Annotated in this window: 21 protein-coding genes; 9 read left to right on the top strand and 12 right to left on the bottom strand. The window is 63.0% G+C overall.

Features of this window, described 5'->3' with window-relative positions:
* Nucleotides 1-243 precede the first annotated feature (243 nt).
* Nucleotides 244-2,097: an ABC transporter ATP-binding protein gene (locus tag CRO48_RS24075; protein ID WP_097142303.1), complete on the top strand. Its 1,854-nt coding sequence runs from the start codon at nucleotides 244-246 to the stop codon at nucleotides 2,095-2,097.
* A 276-nt stretch (nucleotides 2,098-2,373) separates the two neighbouring features.
* Here CRO48_RS24075 and fucP read toward each other — a convergent pair whose 3' ends face one another.
* Nucleotides 2,374-3,645 (bottom strand): L-fucose:H+ symporter permease, encoded by a 1,272-nt coding sequence (fucP, locus tag CRO48_RS24070; RefSeq protein ID WP_245423648.1) that lies wholly within the window; start codon nucleotides 3,643-3,645, stop codon nucleotides 2,374-2,376.
* Nucleotides 3,646-4,076: 431 nt separating this feature from the next.
* Between fucP and CRO48_RS24065 the strand changes: the two genes are divergently transcribed.
* The 5 genes from CRO48_RS24065 (at nucleotide 4,077) to CRO48_RS24045 (ending at nucleotide 9,637) form a co-directional block, all read left to right on the top strand.
* Nucleotides 4,077-5,945, top strand: coding sequence for an ABC transporter ATP-binding protein (locus tag CRO48_RS24065; protein ID WP_097142302.1), 1,869 nt, complete (start codon nucleotides 4,077-4,079; stop codon nucleotides 5,943-5,945).
* A 256-nt stretch (nucleotides 5,946-6,201) separates the two neighbouring features.
* The gene (petA, locus tag CRO48_RS24060) at nucleotides 6,202-6,780 is read left to right on the top strand and encodes a ubiquinol-cytochrome c reductase iron-sulfur subunit (RefSeq protein ID WP_097142301.1); all 579 of its coding nucleotides are present in this window, start codon (nucleotides 6,202-6,204) and stop codon (nucleotides 6,778-6,780) included.
* Nucleotides 6,781-6,794: 14 nt separating this feature from the next.
* Nucleotides 6,795-8,069 (top strand): cytochrome b, encoded by a 1,275-nt coding sequence (locus CRO48_RS24055; RefSeq protein ID WP_097142300.1) that lies wholly within the window; start codon nucleotides 6,795-6,797, stop codon nucleotides 8,067-8,069.
* A 27-nt stretch (nucleotides 8,070-8,096) separates the two neighbouring features.
* Nucleotides 8,097-8,972 (top strand): cytochrome c1, encoded by an 876-nt coding sequence (locus CRO48_RS24050; RefSeq protein ID WP_097142299.1) that lies wholly within the window; start codon nucleotides 8,097-8,099, stop codon nucleotides 8,970-8,972.
* Between the two features lie 125 nt (nucleotides 8,973-9,097).
* Nucleotides 9,098-9,637, top strand: a complete 540-nt coding sequence (locus CRO48_RS24045) for an adenine phosphoribosyltransferase (RefSeq protein WP_097142298.1) — start codon at nucleotides 9,098-9,100, stop codon at nucleotides 9,635-9,637.
* Between the two features lie 69 nt (nucleotides 9,638-9,706).
* On the opposite strand, the gene CRO48_RS24040 is transcribed toward CRO48_RS24045, so the two are convergent.
* The 3 genes from CRO48_RS24040 to CRO48_RS24030 are packed head-to-tail and all read right to left on the bottom strand — an operon-like array spanning nucleotide 9,707 to nucleotide 10,901.
* Nucleotides 9,707-9,949 carry a hypothetical protein gene (locus tag CRO48_RS24040; RefSeq protein ID WP_097142297.1) on the bottom strand — a complete coding sequence of 81 codons (243 nt, stop codon included), beginning with the start codon at nucleotides 9,947-9,949 and terminating at the stop codon, nucleotides 9,707-9,709.
* Between the two features lie 30 nt (nucleotides 9,950-9,979).
* Nucleotides 9,980-10,447, bottom strand: a complete 468-nt coding sequence (locus tag CRO48_RS24035) for a MaoC family dehydratase (protein ID WP_097142296.1) — start codon at nucleotides 10,445-10,447, stop codon at nucleotides 9,980-9,982.
* On the bottom strand, nucleotides 10,434-10,901 hold the full coding sequence (locus CRO48_RS24030; protein ID WP_097142295.1) for a MaoC family dehydratase: 468 nt from the start codon (nucleotides 10,899-10,901) through the stop codon (nucleotides 10,434-10,436). The genes CRO48_RS24035 and CRO48_RS24030 overlap by 14 nt, the downstream gene beginning before the upstream one ends.
* Before the next feature lie 148 nt (nucleotides 10,902-11,049).
* Here CRO48_RS24030 and CRO48_RS24025 point away from each other — a divergent pair, with 148 nt between their 5' ends.
* Nucleotides 11,050-12,147 carry a hypothetical protein gene (locus CRO48_RS24025; protein ID WP_097142294.1) on the top strand — a complete coding sequence of 366 codons (1,098 nt, stop codon included), beginning with the start codon at nucleotides 11,050-11,052 and terminating at the stop codon, nucleotides 12,145-12,147.
* A gap of 58 nt (nucleotides 12,148-12,205) precedes the next feature.
* Here CRO48_RS24025 and ychF read toward each other — a convergent pair whose 3' ends face one another.
* Nucleotides 12,206-13,309, bottom strand: a complete 1,104-nt coding sequence (gene ychF, locus CRO48_RS24020) for a redox-regulated ATPase YchF (RefSeq protein WP_097142293.1) — start codon at nucleotides 13,307-13,309, stop codon at nucleotides 12,206-12,208.
* Between the two features lie 210 nt (nucleotides 13,310-13,519).
* On the opposite strand from ychF, the gene clpS reads away from it, so the two are divergent.
* On the top strand, nucleotides 13,520-13,831 hold the full coding sequence (gene clpS, locus CRO48_RS24015; RefSeq protein ID WP_097142292.1) for an ATP-dependent Clp protease adapter ClpS: 312 nt from the start codon (nucleotides 13,520-13,522) through the stop codon (nucleotides 13,829-13,831).
* Nucleotides 13,832-13,838: 7 nt separating this feature from the next.
* Here the strand turns inward: clpS and pth are convergent, their stop codons facing one another.
* The 6 genes from pth to CRO48_RS23985 all read right to left on the bottom strand — a co-directional run bounded on the left by pth (nucleotide 13,839) and on the right by CRO48_RS23985 (nucleotide 20,785).
* A complete protein-coding gene (pth, locus tag CRO48_RS24010; RefSeq protein ID WP_097142291.1) occupies nucleotides 13,839-14,552 on the bottom strand; it encodes an aminoacyl-tRNA hydrolase in 714 nt (237 codons plus the stop codon).
* A 128-nt stretch (nucleotides 14,553-14,680) separates the two neighbouring features.
* Nucleotides 14,681-15,454 carry a substrate-binding periplasmic protein gene (locus tag CRO48_RS24005; RefSeq protein WP_245423644.1) on the bottom strand — a complete coding sequence of 258 codons (774 nt, stop codon included), beginning with the start codon at nucleotides 15,452-15,454 and terminating at the stop codon, nucleotides 14,681-14,683.
* Nucleotides 15,455-15,471: 17 nt separating this feature from the next.
* Entirely contained in the window at nucleotides 15,472-17,856 is a 2,385-nt protein-coding gene (locus CRO48_RS24000) for an EAL domain-containing protein (RefSeq protein WP_097142289.1), read from the bottom strand.
* A 180-nt stretch (nucleotides 17,857-18,036) separates the two neighbouring features.
* Entirely contained in the window at nucleotides 18,037-18,648 is a 612-nt protein-coding gene (locus CRO48_RS23995; RefSeq protein WP_097142288.1) for a 50S ribosomal protein L25/general stress protein Ctc, read from the bottom strand.
* A gap of 211 nt (nucleotides 18,649-18,859) precedes the next feature.
* Nucleotides 18,860-20,053, bottom strand: coding sequence for a benzoate/H(+) symporter BenE family transporter (locus CRO48_RS23990; RefSeq protein ID WP_097142287.1), 1,194 nt, complete (start codon nucleotides 20,051-20,053; stop codon nucleotides 18,860-18,862).
* Nucleotides 20,054-20,194: 141 nt separating this feature from the next.
* A complete protein-coding gene (locus tag CRO48_RS23985) occupies nucleotides 20,195-20,785 on the bottom strand; it encodes a Kazal-type serine protease inhibitor domain-containing protein (protein ID WP_141402116.1) in 591 nt (196 codons plus the stop codon).
* Nucleotides 20,786-20,888: 103 nt separating this feature from the next.
* Between CRO48_RS23985 and CRO48_RS23980 the strand changes: the two genes are divergently transcribed.
* Nucleotides 20,889-21,608 carry a sulfotransferase family protein gene (locus tag CRO48_RS23980; RefSeq protein WP_176526870.1) on the top strand — a complete coding sequence of 240 codons (720 nt, stop codon included), beginning with the start codon at nucleotides 20,889-20,891 and terminating at the stop codon, nucleotides 21,606-21,608.
* Nucleotides 21,609-21,683: 75 nt separating this feature from the next.
* On the opposite strand, the gene CRO48_RS32375 is transcribed toward CRO48_RS23980, so the two are convergent.
* Nucleotides 21,684-22,678 (bottom strand): Ig-like domain-containing protein (locus CRO48_RS32375; RefSeq protein ID WP_407071952.1); only part of this gene is annotated, 995 nt, incomplete at its 5' end.

The following is a 22,678-nucleotide window of genomic DNA, read 5'->3' as shown; positions in this document are numbered from 1 at the left end:
CGTCATCTTCAACGCGAGAACAGGGAGGCATCCGGATGGATACAGCTTATCGACCACGCCTCCTTGACGGCATCGCCATCGCTCTCGCCTAGGCGTTCGACGCTTTTCCCGACTTTCGTTTTTCAATGACCGTGCACTGGCCTTTATGCCGTATCGCGGTTTCCCGGTTGCCCCGACGGGGCCCATGCGTGACCGCGCAACGCGCCGCGCCGTTTCCGGGGTTGTTTCGGAGAGACTGCCACCATGTTCGGCTGGTTTGAAAAAAGACTTGATCCCTATCCCTCCGAGGAGCCGAAGCTCCCCCCGAAGGGCCTTTTTGCCTTCTGCTGGCATTACACGCGCGCGGCCGCGCCCTGGCTTGCGATCATGGCGGTGCTCACCGCGCTGATCGCAGTCGGGGAGGTCATGCTGTTCCAGTTTCTCGGCAACATCGTCGACTGGCTGTCGAGCGCGGACCGCGCGACGTTCCTCGAGACGGAGGCGCCGCGTCTTTACTGGATGGGCGCGGTCGTGCTCGTCGGCCTGCCTTTGGTGGTGGCGCTCGATTCGATCATCATGCACCAGGTGCTGCTCGGCAATTATCCGATGATCGCGCGCTGGCAGATGCACCGCTACCTGTTGCGGCAGAGCATGACGTTCTTTGCCAACGAGTTCGCGGGCCGGGTCGCCACCAAGGTGATGCAGACATCGCTCGCCGTGCGCGAGACGGTGATGAAGATCCTCGACGTGTTCGTCTACGTCGTCACCTATTTCGTGACGATGATCGCCGTGGTGGCGAGCGCGGACCTGCGCCTCGTCGCGCCGCTGCTCGTCTGGCTTGCGGTCTATGTGGCGATCGTGACGTACTACGTGCCGAAGCTGCGCAGGATCTCCTCCCAGCAGGCCGACGCCCGCTCGATGATGACCGGGCGGATCGTCGACAGCTACACCAACATCGCAACGGTCAAGCTTTTCTCGCATGCCGGCCGGGAAGAATCCTATGCGCGCAATGGGATGGACGAATTCCTTCAGACCGTGCATCGGCAGATGCGCAAGGTGACGATGTTTCACATCCTCGTCTACCTGAACAACTGCGTGGCGCTGTTCTTCATCTCTGCCCTGTCGATCTGGTTCTGGCTGAACGGTGCGATCTCGGTCGGCGCGATCGCGATCGCCATCGGCCTTGCCATGCGCATCAACGGCATGTCGCAGTGGATCATGTGGGAAGTGTCCGCGCTCTTCGAAAACATCGGCACCGTCTATGACGGCATGGGCATGATGACGAATGCACACGACATCACCGATCATCCGCAGGCCGCCCCCCTTTCGGCCCGCAAGGGCGCGATCGCGTTCGAGAACGTCAGTTTCCACTACGGCAAGAACAAGGGGGTGATCGAGGACCTGTCGCTGTCGATCCGGGCGGGCGAGAAGATTGGCCTCGTCGGCCGGTCGGGCGCCGGCAAGACGACGATGATGAACGTGCTGCTGCGTTTCTACGACCTGGAGAAGGGCCGCATCACGATCGACGGTCAGGACATCTCGAAGGTCACGCAGGACAGCCTGCGCAGCCAGATTGGCGTCGTCACACAGGATACGTCGCTGCTGCACCGGTCGATCCGCGACAACATCGCCTATGGCCGGCCGGAGGCGACGGACGCAGAGATCATCGAGGCGGCGAAGCGCGCCAATGCGTGGAGCTTCATCGAGGATCTTGTCGACATGCAGGGGCGCCAGGGGCTGGATGCCCAGGTCGGCGAGCGCGGCGTCAAGCTCTCCGGCGGCCAGCGCCAGCGCATAGCGATCGCCCGCGTCTTCCTCAAGGACGCGCCGATCCTGATCCTCGACGAGGCGACGTCGGCGCTCGATTCGGAGGTCGAGGCGGCGATCCAGGAGAACCTGTTCGCGCTGATGCAGGGCAAGACGGTGATCGCCATCGCCCACCGCCTGTCGACGCTGACGGAGATGGACCGCCTCGTCGTTCTCGACAAGGGGCGGATTCACGAGACCGGCAGCCATGCCGAGCTCGTTGCCGGCGGCGGCATCTATGCCGATCTGTGGAACCGCCAGTCCGGCGGCTTCATCGCCGACGACGAGAAAAGCGAGGCGGCGGCGGAGTAAAAGGGCGAGGCGGCAGTGGAGCAGAACTGGGTGAAATCGGTGCCAAGCCCTCACCTTGTCGTCATGCCGGCCTGGAGCCGGCGTCCAGCCGCGCAAGTCCTTGCGCGATAAAACGTTTCCTGCGCCGCGGATGCGGCGATGCTGGACACCGGATCAGGTCCGGTCTGACGGTGAGGGGGGGGGTGCGGCTGTTCCCGAATGCAAACGGCGCGCCCCGGGTCGGAGCGCGCCGTTTGCGCGGTTTTGGCCTTTACGGCTGTGTCGTCCGGCCGACCCTCAGGTCGGCTTGTGGCCCTTCAGGCCGTAGTAGGCTATGTAGGCGTAGCACAGCACCGGCAGCAGGAAGGCGTGCTGGATGCCGATGGTATCGGCGAGCGCGCCCATGACAACGGGCACGATGGCGCCGCCGACGATCGCCAGGCACAGGATACCGGAGCCCTGGCTGGTATGGCGCCCAAGGCCGTAGAGGCCGAGCGAGAAGATCGTCGGAAACATGATCGAGTTGAAGAGGCCGATCGCGAGCACCGCCCACATGGCAAGGCTGCCGGAGGTGAAGACCGTCACCAGCAACAGCAGGATGGCGACTGCGGCGTTGAAGGCCAGGGCCCTGCCGTCGTCGATGTAGCGCATGGCGACGGCGCCGATGAAGCGGCCAATCATGGCGCCGCCCCAGAAGTAGGCGACGTAGTGGGCGGCCTCGGCCTCCGGCATGCCTGCGATCGACTGTTCGCCGAAGAAGTTGACCAGGAAGCTGCCGATGCTGACCTCGGCGCCGACATAGAGGAAGATGCCGATCGCGCCGAGGACGAGATGGCGGTGGCTCCAGGCCGAACCGGTGTCGGTGATCGGTGCCACTTCCTCAAACGCATCCACCCGCGGCAGCTTCAGAGCTGCAAAGACCGCGGCCAGAAGCAGGAAGGCGCCGGCAAGGCCCATATAGGGCATCTTGACGGCGGCAGCCTCGGCCGTTTTCAGGGCGTCGATCTGCTCGGGCGACATGTTGGCGGTGGCGGCGGCGGCGCTGCCGAGGATCAAAAGCGCGCCGAACATCGGTGCGAGCGTCGTCCCGAGCGCGTTGAACGCCTGCGTCATGGTCAGGCGGCTTGCGGCGGTATCCGGCGGTCCGAGCACCGTCACGTAGGGGTTGGCCGCAACCTGGAGGAGGGTGATGCCGCTTGCCAGCACGAACAGCGCGCCGAGGAAAAGCGAATAGGTGCGGTAGGAGGCGGCGGGCACGAACAGCGCGCAGCCGATCGCGGCGATCACGAGGCCGAGCACGATTCCGCCCTTGTAGCTGATGCGGCGGACGATCGCGCCCGCCGGCAGCGACACCAGGAAATAGGCGCCGAAGAAGCAGAACTGGATCAGCATCGACTGCGTGTAGTTCAACGAGAAGACGTTGCGCAGGTGCGGGACGAGAATGTCGTTCAGGCAGGTGATGAAGCCCCACATGAAGAACAGGGAGGTGAGCGCGATCAGCGCAAACCGGTGGTTCGATGCGGTGCCGTCAGAAGCAGCGGCGCTCGCATTGGCGGAATTGTTTGGCAATGCTACCAAGAGACTGACCTCGATATCGTTGTGACCGGCGATCGCGATGAGGGGAGGAGGCACCAGGGGACCGGTGCCGGGACGCGTCGCCTTCCAAAGTTCGAACCTGGATGAAATGCGGGGGGATCGGGAGGAAATCCTTCGTAGATCTAACCAAGAACGGCCGTTTCTATTGTCAAATCGGGCCGGCGGCGCAAGTACGTTTGCGCGGGATCATCCGTGTCACTATTGGCCAACGTCATGATTCTGAATGATTATTTTATCTCGCACATGCGAATATTTTATTGTGCAATGCGACGTAAATGCCGCGATTCCGGCTGAAGAACGGCGTCTGCGGCCCGTTTCGCGGCAGGGAAAGCGGGCCTCTAGCGGCGCCTTTCCCTGCCGAACTTTAATTTGCCGCGCCGCGGAATCATCCTATATCTTCGGCCATGATCCTGCGCGCGCTCTTTTCCTACTTCGAAAACTGGATCAAGCCGTTCGCGCGGACAGAGGACCTGCGCCCGCCGTCCGGACTGATCGGCTTTACCTGGTTCTACGTGCGCCAGGCGCCGGGACCGTTCGTGGCGATGCTGATCCTCGGCGGATTGACGGCCGCGATAGAGGCAGCAACCTTCTGGTTCGTCGGGCGGGTCGTCGACATCCTCGCCAGCGTGAAGCCTGCGGATGGCTGGAGTGGCCTGATCGCCGGACACGGCTATGAACTGCTGGCGATGCTGGTGCTGATCGGTCTTGTCCGTTTCGCCGTCACATTCCTGACCGCACTGTTCGACCAGCAGGTCATTACCCAGGGCTTCTACAACATGGTGCGCTGGCAGTCCTATGCCCATGTCGCGCGCCAGTCACTCTCCTTCTTCCAGAACGACTTTTCCGGCCGCATCGTCACCAAGGTGTGGTCGGCGGGGCAGGCGACCGGCGACGTCATCACCTCGTTCATGGAAAGCGTCTGGTTCGTGACGATCTACGCCGCCTCGACGCTGGTGCTGATCGGTGGACTGGATCTGCGGCTGGCTGCGATCATCTGCGTCTGGATCGGCGTCTTTTCACTGCTGGCGCGCTTCTTCGTGCCGCGCATCCGCTTTCACTCGAAGGAATCGGCGGAAGCCGCCTCGATGCTGAACGGCCGCATGGTCGATGCCTATTCCAACGTGCAGACGCTCAAGCTTTTTGGCCGCGACGACGTCAACGACCGCTACATGCTGCAAGGCTTCGAGACCTACCAGGAGACCATCAGACGCTTCGCCCGGTTCCTGACGGGCGTGCGAGCCTCGATGGCGCTCCTGTCCGGCATCATGATCGTTTCAATGGGCGTGCTCTGCATCCATCTCTGGCTCGCCTCCTCGATCAGCTCGGGTGCGGTCGCCTTCACCATGGCGCTGGTGCTGCGGCTGAACTTCCTGCTCAACCGGCTGATGACGCAGCTGAACAACATCATGCGCAACATCGGCACGATCCAGAACTCCGCCGAACTGATCTCGCAGCCGATCGGGCTGGTGGACAGACCCGACGCGCGCCCGCTCGTGGTCACGACGCCGGAGATCCGCTTCGAGCACATCCGCTTTCACTACGGCCGCCAGTCCGGCGTGATCGACGACCTGTCCCTGACGATTCGGCCGGGCGAGAAGGTCGGCATCGTCGGTCGCTCCGGCGCCGGCAAGTCGACGCTCGTCAGCCTGCTCCTGCGCTTCTACGATCTGGAGGGCGGGCGCATCCTCGTGGCCGGCCAGGATATCGCCGCCGTAACACAGGAGACGCTGCGCGCCAGCATCGGCATGGTCAGCCAGGATACCGCGCTGCTGCATCGCTCCATCCGCGACAACATTCTCTTCGGCAAGGCCGATGCGACGGAGGCGGAGATGATCGAGGCGGCCGCCGGGGCGGAGGCAAACGAGTTCATCTTGCGCCTGGAGGACCAGCGCGGCCGCAAGGGCTACGACGCGCATGTTGGCGAGCGGGGCGTCAAGCTCTCCGGCGGCCAGCGGCAGCGGATCGCCATCGCCCGCGTCATGCTCAAGAACGCGCCGATTCTCGTGCTGGACGAGGCGACCTCGGCACTGGATTCGGAGGTCGAGGCCGCGATCCAGTCCAACCTGGAAAAGCTGATGCACGGCAAGACCGTTCTTGCCATCGCCCACCGGCTCTCCACCATCGCCGCGCTCGACCGGCTCGTGGTCATGGATCGCGGCCGAATCGTCGAACAGGGAACCCATGCGGAGCTTGTGGCGCGGGGCGGGATCTATGCCGAGCTGTGGGCGCGCCAGTCGGGCGGTTTCCTCGCCCTGGACGAGGCAGCCGAATAGGGGGGAGGGAAACATGCCGCGCGATGTTCTTGAATCGCGGCCCTTCCTTGCGGCATCTACTTTGGCAACGAAAACACACGCCTGGCTTTTCCCGCGACATTGTGCCCCCCTGTACTTGCCAAGGCTGGACATATTTCGCGATCAAGCATAGAACCCGCCAAATTGGCGGGGAATCTATGGCCGTATTGTGTCCGCTTTCCCGGCAGCAGGAGGTCACTGCGGATTTCGCAGTTTTGCGTGAGAGGATGGTCAGGCCGTGAGCGAACACGACACAACAAGCGGGACCGCGGGAGAGCCCACGCGTCGCGATTTTCTATATCTTACGACGGGGATGGCGGGTGTGGTCGGCGCTGCCGCAGTCGCCTGGCCGTTCATCGACCAGATGCGCCCCGATGCGTCTACGCTCGCGCTCGCCTCGATCGAAGTCGATGTCTCCAGCCTCACGCCCGGCATGTCGCTGACGGCGAAGTGGCGCGGCAAGCCGATTTTCATCCGCAACCGGACCGACAAGGAAGTGGAAGAGGCGAAGGCCGTTCCGCTCGGCGACCTGAAGGATCCGGTCGCCCGCAACGCCAACCTCGCATCTGACGCGCAGGCGACCGACCTCGACCGTTCGGCCGGCGAGGGCAAGGAGAACTGGATCGTCATGATCGGTTCTTGCACGCACCTCGGCTGCGTGCCGCTCGGCCAGGCAGGGGACTTCGGCGGGTGGTTCTGTCCCTGTCACGGCTCGCATTACGATACGGCTGGTCGCATCCGCAAAGGTCCCGCGCCGGAGAACCTGCACGTGCCGACCTTTGGTTTCGTGTCTGACACAGTCATCAAGATCGGTTGAGGGGAAGACTGATTATGAGTGCAGAGCATTCCACATACCAACCGACGACCGGCATCGAAAAATGGATCGATTCGCGCATGCCCTTGCCGCGCCTGATCCATGACAGCTTCATTTCCTATCCGGTGCCGCGCAACCTGAACTACGCCTATACCTTCGGCGCCATGCTTTCGGTCATGCTGATCTCGCAAATCCTGACCGGCGTCGTGCTCGCGATGCATTATGTCGCCAGCACCAACGAGGCATTCCACTCTGTCGAAAAGATCATGCGCGACGTCAACAACGGCTGGCTGCTGCGCTACATGCACGCCAACGGCGCGTCGTTCTTCTTCATCGCGGTCTATCTCCATATCGCCCGCGGCCTCTACTACGGCTCCTACAAGGCGCCGCGCGAGATCCTCTGGATCCTCGGCGTCGTGATCTACCTGCTGATGATGGCGACGGGCTTCATGGGCTACGTGCTGCCCTGGGGCCAGATGTCCTTCTGGGGCGCGACCGTCATCACCGGCTTCTTCTCGGCCTTCCCGCTCGTCGGCGAGTGGATCCAGCAGTTCCTGCTCGGCGGCTTCGCCGTCGACCAGCCGACGCTGAACCGCTTCTTCTCGCTGCACTACCTGCTGCCGTTCATGATCGCCGGCGTCGTGGTGCTGCACGTCTGGGCCCTGCACGTCACCGGCCAGACCAATCCGACCGGTGTCGAGGTCAAGTCCAAGACGGATACGGTTCCCTTCACGCCCTATGCGACGCTGAAGGACGCGTTCGGCGTCTCGGTCTTCCTGATCGTGTTTGCCTGGTTCATCTTCTACATGCCGAACTACCTGGGCCACCCGGACAACTACATTCCGGCGAACCCGCTGAAGACGCCTGCCCACATCGTTCCGGAATGGTACTACCTGCCGTTCTACGCGATGCTGCGCGCCATCACCTTCAACATCGGCCCGATCGACTCCAAGCTCGGCGGCGTTCTGGTGATGTTCGGCTCGATCATCATCCTGTTCTTCCTGCCCTGGCTCGACACCTCGAAGGTCCGCTCGGCGGTGTACCGTCCCTGGTACAAGCTGTTCTTCTGGCTGTTCGTCGCCAATGCCATCATGCTCGGCTGGCTCGGCGCCATGCCGGCAGAGGGCATCTACATCATCCTTTCGCAGCTCGGCACGCTCTACTACTTCGGTTTCTTCCTCGTCATCATGCCGGTCCTCGGCCTGATCGAGACCCCGAAGCGCATTCCGAATTCCATTACGGAAGCGGTTCTGGAACAGAAGAACGCCAACGCACAGCTGGCCAAGGCCTGATCGCGACGCGACGAAAGGAACCGAACAATGAAAAAGCTTCTTGCAAGCCTTCTTTCGCTCGCAGTCGTGGCCGGCCTCGGCATCTCGATTGCAACCGCGCAGGACGAACACGCAGCCGGCGGCGCGGAGGCGGAACACGCCACGCCGCACTATCCGATCAACCATCCGCGGGAGCAGGAGTGGTCGTTTGCCGGTCCCTTCGGCAAGTACGACAAGGGCCAGCTGCAGCGCGGCCTGAAGGTCTACACCGAGGTCTGCGCGGCCTGTCACTCGATGAACCTCGTCGCCTTCCGCACGCTGACCGACCTCGGCTACTCCGAGGACCAGGTCAAGGCGTTCGCGGCGAACTACGAGGTTCAGGACGGCCCGAATGCCGATGGCGAGATGTTCATGCGGAAGGCCGTGCCTTCCGACCATTTCCCCTCGCCGTTCCCGAATGAAGAGGCGGCTGCGGCCTCCAACAACGGCGCTGCCCCGCCGGATTTCTCGCTGATCGCGAAGGCCCGTGGCATCACCCGCGGCTTCCCGCAGTTCGTCATCGACATCTTCACGCAGTATCAGGAAGGCGGGCCGGACTACATCTACTCGCTTCTGACCGGCTATCAGGATCCGCCGGCCGGCGTCGAAGTGGCCGAAGGCACGCATTACAACCCGTACTTCGCCAATGCCGCGGCACTCGCCATGGCAATGCCGCTCTCGGCCGATCAGGTCACCTATGATGACGGCGCGCCGCAGACGGTCGACCAGTACGCGCACGACGTGTCGGCGTTCCTGATGTGGGCCGCCGAACCGCACCTCGAAGCGCGCAAGCGCATGGGCTTCATGGTCATGGTCTTCCTGGTGATCTTCACCGGCCTGATCTACCTGACCAAGAAGTCGGTCTACGCCAGCAAGGAACACTGAGCGGTTCTGCATACACGACAAGGAAGGCGGCCTCCGGGTCGCCTTTTTTAATGGGGCGACAGTTCTTTCTTGCAATCGGCTCGCGTTGCCCGTTTCCTTTCCCCGGCCGAAAACGGAACTTGAAAATGACGCTCCAGGACGAACTGATCGCCGCCATCCGCAACATTCCGGATTATCCGAAACCCGGGATCATGTTCCGGGACATCACGACGCTGCTCGGCAATCCGCGCGCGTTCCGCCGCGCGGTCGACGAGCTCGTCCATCCCTATGCCGGAACCGGCATCGCACAGGTCGTGGGCATCGAGGCGAGGGGCTTCATCCTCGGCGGAGCCATGGCGCACCAGCTTTCCTCGGGCTTCATCCCGATCCGCAAGAAGGGCAAGCTGCCGCGCGAGACGGTCAGCATCGCCTACAGCCTGGAATACGGCGTGGACGAGATGGAGGTCCACAAGGATGCGCTGAAGCCGGGCGACAAGGTCATCCTCGTCGACGACCTGATCGCAACGGGCGGCACGGCCGTTGCCGCGGCCAACCTGATCCGACAGCTCGGCGCGGATATTGCCGCTGCCTGCTTCGTCATCGACCTGCCGGAGCTCGGCGGGCGGGCGAAGCTGGAGGCGCTGGGCGTAGAGGTGCGCACGCTGGTCTCCTACCCGGGGCACTGAGGCTGCAGCCCTTTGCAAACTTCACCCGTTGGGACCGGATGGAGGAGATGCCGCAGACGCGGATCGATTTCACAGCCGCCCTTCACGAATTCCAATGAGGATGACCAAGGCGATGACGGCCGTGAAATTCAGCAGACCCAGCGCGAGCAAGGTCCTCGCATGGTTTTTCCTATGGAGGAAGAACCAAGATATGTAATTCGGGGCGCGCTTCATCTGCGGCTTGTCTCTTATCGCGCTGTAGCCCACGACGCCGATGAAGGTTGCCGAGCCAAAAAAGCCAAAGCCGAGAGTGTTTATGGCGGTGTCGAGCATCGTATCCCCAGAGCAGTATTCGACGCTGCGTCAGACGAATTCCAGCACGGTGCTCTCGAAACGGATGACCGGTTCGCCGTGCTGGTTGCTGCCCTCGCACAGGATGGTGCACAGGATCCGGTCGGTTCGCGACCGGTGCTCTCGGACATCGAGCAACGTCACCGAATAGGTGATGGTGTCGCCGGCAAAGACGGGTTTGAACCAGCGCAGGTCGCGGAAGCCGGAGGAGGGGCCGAGCTCGGGCGGGGTGAGGCCTTCACGCTTCAGCCGCGCATATTCGGCGCTCCAGAACGCCACGAACGTCTTCATCCATCCAGCACAGGTATGCCAGCCGGAGGCGCACAGTCCGCCGAACAGCGAATGCCGTGCGGCTTCCGCATCGACGTGGAAGGGCTGCGGGTCGAACTGGCGGGCATAGCGCACGATGTCTTCGGCGGAAAAATGAAGGCTGCCGAGAACGACCTTCTCGTTGAGGGCGTAGAGTTCAGCCATGCGCATGGGCGGCGGCCTCCGGAGCTTCGGTGCGGATCATGTTGGCGTAGTCGCACAGCGCAACCGTCTCGCCATGCTGGTTTATCACCTGGGCGACGAAGCGGACGATGCCGATTTCCGGACGGGAGCGCGAGAGGCGCGCCTCCGTCACGGTGCAATGGCCCGACAGCGTGTCGCCGGCAAGCACCGGCCGCTTCCATTGCATGGCGCTGACGCCGGGCGAACCCTCTGCAGCGGTCTTGTTGATATAGCTGTCACAGAGCATGCGCATCATCATGGCGCTGGTGTGCCAGCCGGAGGCCGCCAGCCCGCCGAGGATGCTGGCCGTTCCGGCGGCTTCGTCAACGTGCATCGGCTGTGGATCGAATTCGCGCGCAAAGGCGATGATCTCCTTGGCCGTGACGGTGCGCGACGGAAACTCGAAGCGCCGGCCGACGGGGAAATCCTTGAAACTGAGCATCGCGTCTCCTCCTCACGGCTCCGGACTGAATTGGTCCGGGCTACCCTGTGTGCCTGAGTATGCCACTGGCCATGCGTAGCAGATTTATGTACCACCGGTCTTGCAATCAAAAAGAGCGGATCGGCCGAAATATGACGGAAACGACTTGATGACGGAACTCGAAGAGACGCTGCGACGGGCGGCGGGGCAAGGCATTATCAGCGACGGCCAGGTGGCCGGTCTTGCAACCTACCTGCAGATGCATGGCAGCTACGTCGCCGTCATGCCAGCAAACGACGCGGAGGGCTTCGCTGCCCCGCCGCGCGATATCGAGGATACGGAGGCGCCGCGCTTTGTTCGCGGATTCCACGATGTCCTGATCACCATTGGCGTCGTCGTGGCGCTGGTCGGCCTCAGTGGCCTTGCCAGCGTGCTGGCGCTCATCCCGGCCGTGCTGGTGCTGAGCGAGGTGCTGGTGCGCCGGCAGCGGCTGGCGCTACCGGCCTTCGCGCTGACGATCGCCTTCGTGCAGGGGGCCGGATACCTGATCGCGCTCGCGCTCGGGCCGTTCGGCGAGGGCTGGAACGCGGTCACCTACGCCTGCGCCTTCCTGGCGAGCTATCCGGTGCTGCTCGGGCTTTACTACTGGCGCTACCGGGTGCCGCTGGCGCTGGCGCTGACGTTGATTTCAGCCTTTGCGCTGGCTGTTCTGCTCGTACTGGTTCTTCTTGGCAAGCTTGCCGGCACGGACCAGTTCGTTGTCGATCACAGCCTTGTAGCTGCGCTGGTCTTCCTGATCGCAGCCCTCGGCCTGTTTGCGGTCGCCATGCGCTACGACCTGGCCGATCCGCAGCGGCAGACGCGCCGTTCCGACATAGCCTTCTGGTTGCATCTGGGCGCTGCACCCTTCCTGCGCTACGCGATGCTCGCCTTCGTGTTCATCAACCGTTTTTCGGGAGACTGGTGGGGCGGGGAGACGACTTATCTGCAGGCCGGCATAGTGATCGCCATCGTCTGCGTGTTCATGCTGGTTGGGCTCGTGATCGACCGGCGCGCCTTCGTGACTTCGGGGCTTCTGTCGCTCGGCCTTTCGATCTGGACGCTGCTGCGCGAAAACACCTTTGAGGCTTCGAGCTACGTGTATGTCACGATCCTGACGGTTGGGATCGTCGTGCTCGGCGTGGGCATCTTCTGGCCGGCGCTGCGGCGCTTCGTCATGGGCTTCATGCCTGCGGAAATTTCCTCGAGGCTGCACGCCGTCCACTGACGACGTGCATTGAATGTCTCTCGATGGCCGCGCCGGCGCGGCCATCGAGGAAGCTTCATCAGGTGTTGAAGCGGAAGTGGATGACGTCGCCGTCCTGGACGACGTATTCCTTGCCTTCGTCGCGGCCCTTGCCGGCTTCCTTGGCGCCGACTTCGCCCTTGTAGGCGATGTAGTCGTCATAGGAGATGGTGAAGGCACGGATGAAGCCGCGTTCGAAATCGGTATGGATGACACCTGCGGCCTGCGGCGCCTTGGTGCCACGGACGATCGTCCAGGCGCGTGTTTCCTTCGGGCCGACGGTGAAATAGGTGATCAGGTCGAGAAGGTGGTAGCCCGCACGGATCAGGCGGTCGAGGCCTGCTTCTTCAAGGCCGAGCGCCGACAGGAATTCTGCGGCTTCATCTTCCGGCAGCTGGGCGACCTCGGATTCGATCGCAGCCGAGATGACCACGCATTCGGCGCCCTGTTCCTTGGCCATGGCGGCGACGGCCTCGGTATGCGTGTTGCCGGTCGATGCGTCGGCCTCGGCGACATTGCAGACATAGAGAACCGGATGCGACGTCAGAAGGTTGAGCCCCTTCAGGATGTCGATCTCTTCAGGTGCGAGTGTCTTCAGGAGGAGGCGGGCCGGTTTTCCGTCCTGCAGCAGCTTGATCACGGCTTCCATCACCGGCAGTTGCGCGATGGAATCCTTGTCCTTGCCCGTGGCGCGCTTGCGGGTCTGCTCAACGCGGCGCTCAAGGCTTTCAAGATCGGCGAGCATCAGTTCGGTCTCGATCGTGTCAGCGTCGCCAACCGGGTTGATGCGGCCCTCGACATGGGTGATGTCATCGTCTTCGAAGCAGCGCAGGACATGCACGACGGCGTCGACTTCGCGGATGTTGGCGAGAAACTTGTTGCCGAGGCCTTCACCCTTCGAAGCGCCGCGGACGAGGCCGGCGATATCGACGAAGGAGATGCGCGTCGGGATGATTTCCTTGGAGCCCGCGATGGCTGCGAGCTTCTGCATGCGCGCGTCTGGAACGGCAACCTCGCCGGTGTTCGGCTCGATCGTGCAGAAGGGATAGTTGGCCGCCTGTGCTGCCGCCGTCTTCGTCAGCGCGTTGAAGAGAGTGGACTTGCCAACATTCGGCAGCCCGACGATACCGCATTTGAAACCCATGGAATGGTCCGTCCGTGTCTGGAAATCTTTGCCCTCGCTATGGGGGAAGGGCGGGGCATGGTCAAGTCTGACGGACGGCAAATGCGGGAAGCGGGCCTGAAGCGGGCACCGAAAAGGGCAAGATCGCCGCTCGCCCTTGCGGCGCGGCGGCCGGCGTTGCAAGATAGAAGGCCTGCAGAGAGCAGCATCGTCATCAGGAGAGGTCCTCCGATGGGCAGCAAGGACGGCGCGCTGAAGCCGAAGACGGCGACGAAGCCGAGGCTTAAGCGACCGCGACTCTACAAGGTCATTCTGGTCAACGACGACTACACGCCCCGCGAGTTCGTCATCCTCGTCCTGCGCGCGGTGTTCCGAATGTCGGAGGAGACCGGCTACCGGGTGATGATGACGGCGCACAAGCTTGGCACGTGCGTGGTGGTCGTCTGCGCGCGCGACATCGCCGAGACCAAGGCGAGCGAAGCGACCGATCTGGCCAAGGACGCAGGATTTCCACTGATGTTCACGACCGAGCCGGAAGAATAGCGGTTGGCTATTCGGACTTGCCCAGGAGCTTCTTCAGCATCTCCGCCATCGGACCGCTTGCGGGAAGGGCCTTCGGCTGTGCGGTATTGCGCGCCTGGCGGATGTGCGACTGGGCTGCCGACTTCGGCTGAGCCTTCGGTTTTTCATCGACGGTGCCGCCGACAGCGAGCGCCAGCTTGTTCATCAGCTGCGAATCCTCGCCGCGTACGAGCATTTCGGCGTTGAGTGCCAGTTCGTCGAGGAGCGGATCGAGCCAGACATGGTCGGCCTTGGCGAAATCGCCGAGCACATGGTTGTGCACCAGTTCCTTGACGCCGGGGTGGCCGATGCCGAGGCGCAGGCGGCGATAGTCCTTGCCGCAATGGGCGTCGAGCGACTTGACGCCGTTGTGGCCGCCGTGGCCGCCGCCGGTCTTGATGCGCGCCTTGCCGGGCGCAAGGTCGAGTTCGTCGTAGATGGCCACCACATCCTTCGCGGCGAGCTTGTAGAAGCGCATCGCCTCGCCGACGGCCTCGCCGGACAGGTTCATGAAGGTCTGCGGCTTGATCAGCAGCACCTTCTCTCCTGCAAGCTCGCCTTCCGCGATCTCGCCCTTGAACTTCCTCGACCAGGGAGAGAACGGGTTCTTGCGGTGGATGGCATCGACCGCCATGAAGCCGATGTTGTGGCGATTGGCGGCGTATTTGGGGCCGGGATTGCCAAGGCCTGCAATGATCAGCATCGGACGCGCTCTTGGGGTGACTGTCGTTTCGCCCTGTTCCCACAGCCAATCGTGGCCGATGTCAACCGATTTCTCTGGCGGAAGGCTTTCGGGACGACGGCGGCTGCGGTGAGGCGCCTTTCGGAGCCTCAGTCGATGGCGGCGGCCGGACGACCTGCCTTTCCGGTTGGCGGCAGGCCGTATCGGGCGAAGATCGCATCCTGCTCGCCGCTCTCGATCAGCGTGTCCAGGGCCGCCTGCAGCGCTTCGACGGTTTCGGACGCCATGTTCAGATTGCAGGCCAGGCCGTAGGTCTGCCCGTCCATCATCAGTGCCGTGTCGATTGCTGCGCCTTCGGAGACGAGTTTCTCGTAGGTTTTCAGGGACGTCGGCATCAGGTCTATCCGGCCGTTTTCCAGCTTGCCGAGCGTGATGGAGAGCTCGGCTGCCAGGTCGATATCGGCAAAGCCGCGCGCCTTGAGGAAATCGAAGGCGAAATCGCCGCGCTGAGCCCCGACCCGCAGGCGGCGGGCATCCTCCAGCGTCTGCACCCCGACGGAGCTTCCCCTGCGTTTGACCATGACCATGGTGTCGACCAGGAGCGGTTCCACCCAGCGAAACCGGGCGTGACGCTCGCCATTGTGGCCTGTGGTGAAGACGCAGTGGTCGGTCTGCCGTTCCACCAGCATCAGGGCACGCGCCCACGGCATGATCTCCATGCGGTAGGTGATGTCGGCCATTGCCGCGATCCGGTGGACCTGATCGACGGCAATGCCCTTGATGACGCCATCTTCGGAGTAATTGTACGGGGCGTATTCCTCTGTGACCAAGGTAATTTCGGCAGCTCGCGCCGCGGGAGCGATCGTGGCGGCAAACGCTGCGACAAGGAAGGCTGGAAGCAGAACACGTCCCATTCGCACCATTGTTACCCCCGATCCCTTCATCGCTCCCCGGCCCGGATGGCCGGCTTGTCCCATGCTGGACCGCGAAGTCGTTCGATCAGGGAGGCAACGGGAAGCGGTGCGCTGAAATGATAGCCCTGGCCGAAGTCGATGCCGATCTCGTTCAGAACCTGCAACTGATGCTCGGTCTCGACGCCTTCGGCGACGACCGTGCAGCCCATCTGGTGGGCGATCATGCAGATGCCTTCGATCAATGTGCGGCTCTTGCGGGCAACTTCCGGTGCTGACGTACCCAGCGCCCTGACGAATGACTGGTCGACCTTGACGATATCGACGGGAAAGCTGTTCAGATAGCTCAGCGAAGAGTACCCCGTGCCGAAGTCGTCGAGCGCGATCCGGCAGCCAAGCGCGCCAAGCGCATCCATCACCTGGCGGACCGCCGGATTGTCCAGCATCAGCACCGCTTCGGTGATCTCCACCACGATGCGCGAGGGTTTGACGCCATATTGCAGGAGCAGCGAGGCAAGGCGGCTCGGCAGTGCGGCATCGAACTGCAGTGGCGAGAAGTTGACGGCCAGGTAGCTGTCGGAGAAGCCGTCGATCTTCGACAGATCGGCAAGATAGCGGACTGATTTCTCGAAGATGACGTCGCCGACCTTGCCGATCGATCCGTTCTCCTCGGCAACAACGATGATGTCTTCCGGGACGAGGAGGCCTTTTTGCGGATGACGCAGCCGCAGCAACGCTTCGAAGCCCGAGACGCGACCCGAACGAAGATCGATGATCGGCTGCAGGTGAGCGTCGAGCCAATCCTCCCGCAGAGCCTGTTCGATGCATTGCTCGATCTCCAGGCGCTTGCGGGCGATGTCGACGATCTCGTCGTCAAACAGGCGGGTGCCGTTCTTGCCGTTCCGTTTGCGGGCGTACATCGCCATGTCCGACTTCTGCAGCAGATCGCCCGCGTTCGCCGCGTGGTCGGGATAGACCGCGACGCCGACGCTGGCGCTGACATTCAGACGGCTGCCGTTGATGATGATCGGCTCCTTGAGCGCGGAGCATAGCCTCCCGCTCACGTCGAGTGCCAGCTGGATGGCGTCCTGGGCGGTGAGGAGGATTGCGAATTCGTCGCCGCCGAGGCGGGCGACGATGTCGTTGAAGCGCAACTGGTTGCGGAGCCTTTCGGCGACCTCGACGAGAACCTGGTCGCCGATGGCGTGTCCGAGATTGTCGTTGATCCATTTGAAACGGTCGAGGTCGAGGAAGAGGCAGGCCAGTTGCTGCTCCTCGGCATCCGCCTTTGTGATCAGGCTGCCCAGGACGGATTCGAAGCCCTGGCGGTTGAGCAGTCCGGTGAGATGGTCGGTGATCGCCTGCCGGTGGTTGCGGCTTTCCGCCTCCTTCAGGCCCGTCACGTCGGTCATGACCGAGAGCGTCGGCTCGGTGCTGCCGATGGATGCGCAACTCTCGAGGACCAGCACGTCCATCACGCTCCCGTCGGCGCGGTGGAACCTAACGGTGACCTCGCAGATGCCGTTGTCGTCCACGCCGCCGCTACGGCGATCGCGATAGACCAGATGGTCGGCGGCATCGACGAATTCGGTGAAGCTGCGGCCGATGACGGCGTCCCGGCTATAGCCGGTTGCCACCAGCCAGTAGTCGCTGACGGCGGCGATCCGGTTGTCCGGATCGATCGTGAACAGCATGGCTGGCGTCTTGTTGTAGATCTCGGTGGTGCGGGCGTGTGCGAGCCTGAGTTCGTTCTCCTCCCGCTCCAGCCTGCTCTGCATCTCGTTGAAGGTGCGGGCGAGGTGTCCCATCTCGTCGCTGGATGTCCATTCCACGTGCCGGCGCGACCCAAGCCGCCGGGTCGCCTCGATTGCGGCGGTCAGACGCTCCAGCGGGCGGATAATGGTCATGCGATTGCCGATGATGGCTGCGACGACAAGTGTTCCGACGGAAAACAGGAAGATCAAGAACAGGGCGATTTCGTCCCTCGTGATGCGCGACATCGCTCCGCGCTTTGCGATCCAGATCTCCGCTTCGCCGACCTTGCGGATGCCCTCCCGGGCCTGGTGCAGGATGTCGGCTGTGATCTTGGACTGGACGCTGCCGACCGGCGGGGGAGAGGCCGGACGGCGGATGTCGAGCGTGCCGGAGGTGTCGCGAACGTGGACATAGCCGATCTCATCGTCGGCCTGCAGGGCTTTTACGATCTGCTGCGTGCTGTCGTCGTCGAGATCCCACAGAGGCTTGCCAAGCGCCTGAACGTTCGCCTTGAGAAGGATTTCCGTGTCTTGCAGCCGCTCGCGTGCGACCCGATCGGACGAAAGGACGAAAAGCAGGAGGAACAGCGGTGCGACAAGCGCGACAAGTGCGCCGAAGACAATGGCAATGAAACGGCTTTCGACCGACCGTATCCTCATGCCCCATTCTCCGCAGTCCTGCGCATGGTCGCCCGCATACCGGTTCTCTTGTGTTGTTGCCCCGGAGCTCAGTATTTCATCGATATCTTAAATGTTGCTGAAATGGCTGGATAGAATAACGAAAGCCCGCCTTCGTCTCCGAAGGCGGGCTTGTGCAAGACAATCAGTCTTGTCTGAAGCTTATTCGGCGCTTGCCTCGCCTTCGGCTTCGTCTTCCTTCGCTGCAGCCGTGCCGACGATCGTGGCAACGGTGAAGTCGCGGTCGGTGATGACCGGGCTCGTGCCCTTCGGCAGCTTGGTGTGCGAGATGTGGATGCTGTCGCCGATCTTCAGGCCTTCGAGGTCGAAGGTGATGGCTTCCGGAATGTCGTTGGCCGGGCAGTGCAGCTCGACTTCATGGCGAACGATGTTCAGCATGCCGCCCTGCTTGATGCCGGGGGCCTTGTCTTCGTTGACGAAGTGGACCGGAACCTGGACGGTGACGCGGCTGTCTGCGGAAACGCGCAGGAAGTCGACGTGCAGAGTGAAATCGCGGACCGGATCGAGCTGGTAGTCCTTCGGCAGGACGCTGATCTTCTCGCCGTTGACGTCGATCGTCGCGACCGTCGTCATGAAGCCGCCGGCGTGGATGCGCTGGGTGACTTCCTTGGTCGACAGGGCGATCGAGAGCGGGGCCTTCTTGTCACCGTAGATGACAGCCGGGATAAGACCGTTGCGACGAAGTTCACGGGAGGACCCCTTACCAACCCGTTCGCGCGTCTCGGCCTTGAGCTCGTAGGATGCGTGGCTCATAGCATGACCTTTCATACGTTACTGGAGAGCTTCGCCGGCTGCGGCTTTCGGGCCGGCCGTGCGAAACTTGAGGATTTCGTGAAAGCCTCATCCGCGTTGCCTCCAAGGGTGTCTACGCGGACGGGGGTCGCATATCCGAGAAAGCCTCGAAATGCAAGGGTCGGCGGGAAAATCATGGCCAACCGCGAAGAATGCGCGGCGCGGCCCTCCGCTACACCTTTTTGGCCTTGCGCGCGGCGACGAAGCGGCCAAGGCCCATCACAAGCCCGCCGGCGAGAAGGCCCCAGAAAGCGCCGGATATGCCGCCGAAGCTGACGCCTGACGCCGTCGTCAAGAAGGTGAGGGCGGCGGCCTCCCGCGTTTCCGCCTCCTTGAAGGCGTTCATCGCCGAGCTTGCGAATGCGCTGATCAGGGCAAGGCCGGCGACCGCCTGGATGAGGATGGGAGGCGCGAGGTTGACGATCGCCGTCACCGCGCCGGCCAGCAGACCGAAGACCACGTAGAAGACGCCGGCATTGATGGCGGCCCAGTATCTGCGGCGCGGATCCGCATGCGCATCCTCGCCTGCGCACATGGCCGCGGTGATCGCCGCAAGATTGACGGCATGGCCGCCGAAGGGTGCGCTGAGGAACGAGAAGAGACCGGTGGCGGCGAAAAGCGGACCGGGGTTGGGCTCGTAATGGTTCACCTTGAGAATGGCGATCCCCGGAATGTTCTGGGAGGCCATGGTGACGACGAACAGCGGCAGGGCAATGCTGACGAGGCCGGGCAGGTTGAACACGGGCGCCACGATCTCGGGATGCGGCAGCAGGTCACGCGCGATCGCGGAAAATGCCCCGTCGGGGATGTCGATGCCGAAGGCGAGCACGAGTGCGAACGCGACAAGGGCGGCCGGAACGGCGAGGAGCCGGTTGAAGGCGCCGACGATTGCCCAGGCGCCAAGGATCGCGAGCCCGAAGACCGGATTGAACGCGACCGCCTTGACCGGCGCAAAACACAGGCCGATCAGCACGCCGGCCAGCATGGCGTTTGCCAGCGTGGCGGGAATGGCCGCCACCATGCGCCCAAGCGGCTTCCAGAGGCCGGCTGCGACGACGAGAGCGGCGCAGACGAAAAAGCCGCCGACGGCAGCCGCGAAACCGCCCTCGACCGCGCCGGAGCTGGCAAGCAATGCGGCGCCCGGCGTCGACCAGGCGATCGAGACGGGTAGCCGCGTCCAGGCGCTGAGGACGATGGCGCACAGGCCCATGGAGATCGAAAGCGCCATCACGCCGGATGCCGCCTGCGCTTCGCTGGCGCCGACGCCCGTCAGGCCATGCAGCACGACGGCGAAGGAACTGGCGAAACCGACGAAGGCGGTGAGAAGGCCCATGAAGAGCGCTTGTGCGGAGAAGTCACGAAGCATGTGGCACGATGAACGGGGTTGGCGGGTCGGATCTGGTTAGCACAGCTGCCGGGAGATGCGAACGAAATCCGACCTGCGGCGCCGCAACTGTCGCCGCCCCGGCCGCGCGCCGCGAGGATGGCGGCGCGCGGGAAGGTGACGTCAGCGGCGGCATTCTCCCGTGCCGATGATGCGGAAGCCGTCGTTGCCGGCGGTGCAGGCGTTGGGAAATGTGCGCATCCGGCCGCCGCGTTCTGCGCAGACGGGGGCATATTCCATGGTGCACATCCGCTGCGGTTCGCGATCGGGGCGGCGATCCGGCTCCCTGTCCGGGCGCCGGTCCGGCTGGCGACGGCATTCCCCGCGCCTAATGATCTGGAAGCCCTGGTTGCGCGCCTCACAGGCGTTCGCAAAGGTCTGCTGGCGGCCGCGGCGCTCACCGCAGACCGGGTTGTACTCGCGCGTGCAGGCCCGGACTTCCGGCTGACGCCGGCACTCGCCGCGATGGATGATATCGAAGCCGCGGTTGCGCGCCTCACAGGCGTTGGATAGCGTCTGCCGCCGTCCGCCGCGCTCCGCGCACACCGGCGCATATTCCATCGTGCACATGCCCGGCCCGGGAATCGGTCGGCCACCGCCTCCGGGGCCGGGTGAGGTTTCGACGGTGCAGGCGGCGAGCAGGGGGATGAAGGCGAGAAGCGCACACAAACGTCGCACGCGGGCTAAATTCGAACCGAGACCATCGGCCAGCATGCATAACCTCCCAAAGTACCCATTCTGAAACCGAAAATATACTCGACGCAGAAGCCCGTGCATGTTACCGGCAGCGTCGAGAGCTATTCAAGACGGTATCGGAATGCACATAGGTCACATCATCATCATCGGCGCGATGAAGGCGGGCACAACGACGCTCTACCATCTGCTTTCGCAGCATTCGAAGGTAACGATGTCGCACAGAAAGGGCTTCAAGAGCACCAAGGAGCTCGACTACTTTCTGGAAGATCGGGAGAAGAAGTATGCTCGCTTCTTCAAGCACGATGTTCCCGGCGGAAGCTGGACGCTGGAAGCCTCGCCCAGCTACACGAAAAACTATCTGGCAAACGGCTGTGCGGACCGAATTGCTGCATTGCCCAAGCAGAAGAAGCTGATCTACATCCTGCGCGATCCGATCGACCGTATCGATTCCCACATGTCGCACAATGCGAGCCGGGGACGAAGCATCAATGGTGCGCGCGCCACCCGCGGCTTCGACGATGCATCCTCCTATTGGAGCCAGATCCAGCGGTTCGACGCTGCCGGGTTTTCGGACACGCTGCTGCTGCTCGATTTCGAAGATCTGTGCAGCGACCCCGTCAACTCGGTTCGCAAGGTGCAGGAGTTCATCGGCCTCGACTTCGAGGAGCCGACGGACGTCCGCGTTCACAATTCACGCCGCTCCTCCGGCCGGCTTCTGACCGAAGCGCAGGAACGTAAGCATTGGCAGAACATCAAGTCCGATATCGAGGCACTTGCCGCGAGCGGACGCTTTGCCGCCGCACAGAAGTGGATCGACACCTGGTCGGCAAAATTCGGCTGAGCTGCCGCAGGCGAGGCTGACGGGAACCAGTCAGGTCGCGTTCGCTATGGCGGTCGCTTTGGCCGGCAGGGCGGCTCAGAAGAGGAAATCCCCTTTCGTCAGGTCGCCGGTCTTGATGCCCTTGAGGATCAGGACATCACCCTTTCCGCCATCGATCCAGACGTCGGCGCCGTGGGTCGAGAGGTGGTTTTTCTTGAGGTCGGCAAAACTGGTTACGGATTTGAGACCGGCCAAGTCCAGGATATCGTGGTTGGACCCCGTCGCCGTGAAGTCTGTGATCTTGTCGCGGTCATAGCCGGTCTTGAAGACGAAGGTGTCCGCTCCACTGCCGCCGGTCAATGTGTCCGCGCCGGCTCGACCATCCAGAACATCCTTTCCCTGTGTTCCCTTGAGCTTGTCGGCCTTTAAGGTTCCCCGGATGATGTCGGTCACGTCCGCCACGTTGAAGGTGACGATGTTGGGCGTCGGATCGATGTGCCTGCCGCCGTTCGCGGTTCCGCCATTGTCGATGACCTGGAATTTCATCGACGCAAGCCCCTTGCCGAAGTCGTTTGCGGGCGGTGTATAGGCGAGCTTGCCGATCTCGGCGATGCTGACGATCTGACCCGATTTGACGGCCTTGCCGGCGAGACTGAGCGAACCTACGGTCGGGAGGGCCGCGATCTTGACGGCATGGAACGCGTTGCCGTCGATCTTGTCCGAAAAGCCGAAATCGCCTGTCTTGAAGACGTACCGCTTGTCTTCGGGCATGCTGACGACCTTGTCGCTGCCGAACGGGGCATCGTTGACCGGCGTGATCGAGAAGCGGAAGGCGTTCGGCGTCGGGTCGGTGTCGATGCCGCCATCGGCCTTTCCGCCATTGTCGATGACCTGGAAGGAGAAGGATGCGGGCGTTGTGGCATTGGCGGTCGGCGTATAGGTCAGCTTGCCGAGATCTGCCGAACTGACGACCTGCCCGGCCTTGATCGCCTTGCCGGACAGGGTCAGCGTTCCCGCGGTGGGCAGCGTCGCGAATTTCACGCCTGCCAGCGTGTGCCCATCCGCCTTGTCATTAAAGCCGAAGTCGGCGG

Source organism: Rhizobium subbaraonis (assembly GCF_900220975.1).
Classification (GTDB): domain Bacteria; phylum Pseudomonadota; class Alphaproteobacteria; order Rhizobiales; family Rhizobiaceae; genus Mycoplana; species Mycoplana subbaraonis.
This window is presented reverse-complemented; position numbering and strand designations above follow the sequence as displayed.

Bases quoted from the DNA above. Each gene is read 5' to 3' on its own strand.
- CRO48_RS24075 (WP_097142303.1), top strand. From the start codon at position 244: ATGTTCGGCTGGTTTGAAAAAAGACTTGATCCCTATCCCTCCGAGGAG.
- CRO48_RS24040 (WP_097142297.1), bottom strand. From the start codon at position 9,949: ATGCTCGACACCGCCATAAACACTCTCGGCTTTGGCTTTTTTGGCTCG.
- CRO48_RS23990 (WP_097142287.1), bottom strand. From the start codon at position 20,053: ATGCTTCGTGACTTCTCCGCACAAGCGCTCTTCATGGGCCTTCTCACC.
- CRO48_RS24025 (WP_097142294.1), top strand. From the start codon at position 11,050: ATGACGGAACTCGAAGAGACGCTGCGACGGGCGGCGGGGCAAGGCATT.
- CRO48_RS24035 (WP_097142296.1), bottom strand. From the start codon at position 10,447: ATGCGCATGGCTGAACTCTACGCCCTCAACGAGAAGGTCGTTCTCGGC.
- clpS (WP_097142292.1), top strand. From the start codon at position 13,520: ATGGGCAGCAAGGACGGCGCGCTGAAGCCGAAGACGGCGACGAAGCCG.
- CRO48_RS23980 (WP_176526870.1), top strand. From the start codon at position 20,889: ATGCACATAGGTCACATCATCATCATCGGCGCGATGAAGGCGGGCACA.
- CRO48_RS24005 (WP_245423644.1), bottom strand. From the start codon at position 15,454: ATGGTGCGAATGGGACGTGTTCTGCTTCCAGCCTTCCTTGTCGCAGCG.
- CRO48_RS23995 (WP_097142288.1), bottom strand. From the start codon at position 18,648: ATGAGCCACGCATCCTACGAGCTCAAGGCCGAGACGCGCGAACGGGTT.
- CRO48_RS24030 (WP_097142295.1), bottom strand. From the start codon at position 10,901: ATGCTCAGTTTCAAGGATTTCCCCGTCGGCCGGCGCTTCGAGTTTCCG.
- CRO48_RS23985 (WP_141402116.1), bottom strand. From the start codon at position 20,785: ATGCTGGCCGATGGTCTCGGTTCGAATTTAGCCCGCGTGCGACGTTTG.
- CRO48_RS24055 (WP_097142300.1), top strand. From the start codon at position 6,795: ATGAGTGCAGAGCATTCCACATACCAACCGACGACCGGCATCGAAAAA.
- CRO48_RS24045 (WP_097142298.1), top strand. From the start codon at position 9,098: ATGACGCTCCAGGACGAACTGATCGCCGCCATCCGCAACATTCCGGAT.
- CRO48_RS24050 (WP_097142299.1), top strand. From the start codon at position 8,097: ATGAAAAAGCTTCTTGCAAGCCTTCTTTCGCTCGCAGTCGTGGCCGGC.
- CRO48_RS24065 (WP_097142302.1), top strand. From the start codon at position 4,077: ATGATCCTGCGCGCGCTCTTTTCCTACTTCGAAAACTGGATCAAGCCG.
- CRO48_RS24000 (WP_097142289.1), bottom strand. From the start codon at position 17,856: ATGAGGATACGGTCGGTCGAAAGCCGTTTCATTGCCATTGTCTTCGGC.
- pth (WP_097142291.1), bottom strand. From the start codon at position 14,552: ATGCTGATCATTGCAGGCCTTGGCAATCCCGGCCCCAAATACGCCGCC.
- ychF (WP_097142293.1), bottom strand. From the start codon at position 13,309: ATGGGTTTCAAATGCGGTATCGTCGGGCTGCCGAATGTTGGCAAGTCC.